Below are 1,313 nucleotides of genomic sequence, written 5' to 3' on the forward strand. Positions count from 1 at the left end.
GCGTGCGCGCTCAGGCGTTGACGCAGGCTGGTCTTGGTCGACTCGGGTGGGGGCTTGGCCACGACTGCCATCCTGCCCCACCGCTGTGCCGGCGTGTCGGTGCCGGCGCGGGGGCGGTGCGGGTGGCACAACGTTGCGATGCCCCCGTCATCCCCGTACCCGATCATGCTCGACGCTGATGAGCGTGCCGCCCTGCAGGCGCTGGCTCGCCGGCCTACGACCTCCTACCGGCTGGTGGTGCGGGCTCGTATCGTGCTGGCCGCAGCCGATGGCGCCAGCAACACCCTGATCGCCGCCGATCAGCGGGTGCACGTGGATACGGTGCGTAAATGGCGGGTGCGTTTCTACCGGCGGCGGCTGGACGGGTTGGCCGACGCGCCGCGTCCTGGCCGGCCGCGCCGGTTCAGCGATGTGCAGGCCGCGCAGGTTAAAGCCCTCGCGTGTGAGTTGCCGGCCGAGCGTGGCGTGCCACTGTCCCGGTGGAGTGCGGCTGATCTGGCCGGCGAGGCGGTGGCCGCTGGTGTCGTGGAGGACATCTCGGCGGCGACGGTGGCGCGCTGGCTGGCCGCCGATGCGATCAAACCCTGGCGGCACCGGTCGTGGATCTTCCCCCGGGACCCGCAGTTCGCCGTCAAGGCCAGCACAGTGCTGGACCTGTATGCACGCGCCTTCGACGGCCAACCGCTCGGCGCGGGCGAGTTCGTCATCAGCGCGGATGAGAAGACCTCGATCCAGGCTCGGTGCCGCTGCCATCCCACCCTGCCGCCGGGCCGGTCGAGGCTGATGCGTGTCGAGCACGAGTACGAACGCGGCGGCGCCTTGGCGTACCTGGCCGCGTTGGACGTGCACCACGGCAGGGTGTTCGGCCGCTGTGAGCCCTCGACCGGGCTGGCCCCGTTCGCCCGCTTGGTCGAGCAGGTCATGACCAGGGAGCCCTACGCCTCAGCGGATCGGGTGTTCTGGATCGTGGACAACGGCTCCTCCCACCGCGGGCAGGCCTCTACCGACCGCATGACTGAGGCGTGGCCTACTGCGACGCTGGTCCACCTGCCGATCCACGCGTCGTGGCTGAACCAGGTTGAGCTGTACTTCTCGATCGTGCAGCGCAAGGTCGTCACGCCGAACGACTTCTACGACCTGGCCGATGTCCAGGACCGGCTCATGGCGTTCCAGGAGCACTACAACCTCGGCGCCCGACCGTTCAACTGGCGATACACCAAGAGAGACCTCGACGCCCTGCTCAAACGACTCGCCGCCCACGAGTTCCTACCCGCCGCCGCGTGACCCCCGACGAATTACCGACGAGAGGCACT

The 1,313-nt window shown here is 69.2% G+C and carries 1 protein-coding gene; it reads left to right on the forward strand.

Translation table 11 applies throughout. The features are described from left to right. Positions 1-165 precede the first annotated feature (165 nt). On the forward strand, positions 166-1,284 hold the full coding sequence (locus NCC78_RS31710) for an IS630 family transposase (RefSeq protein ID WP_250799129.1): 1,119 nt from the start codon (positions 166-168) through the stop codon (positions 1,282-1,284). Positions 1,285-1,313 lie beyond the last annotated feature (29 nt).

The organism is Micromonospora phytophila, from assembly GCF_023656545.1.
Taxonomy (GTDB): domain Bacteria; phylum Actinomycetota; class Actinomycetes; order Mycobacteriales; family Micromonosporaceae; genus Micromonospora; species Micromonospora phytophila.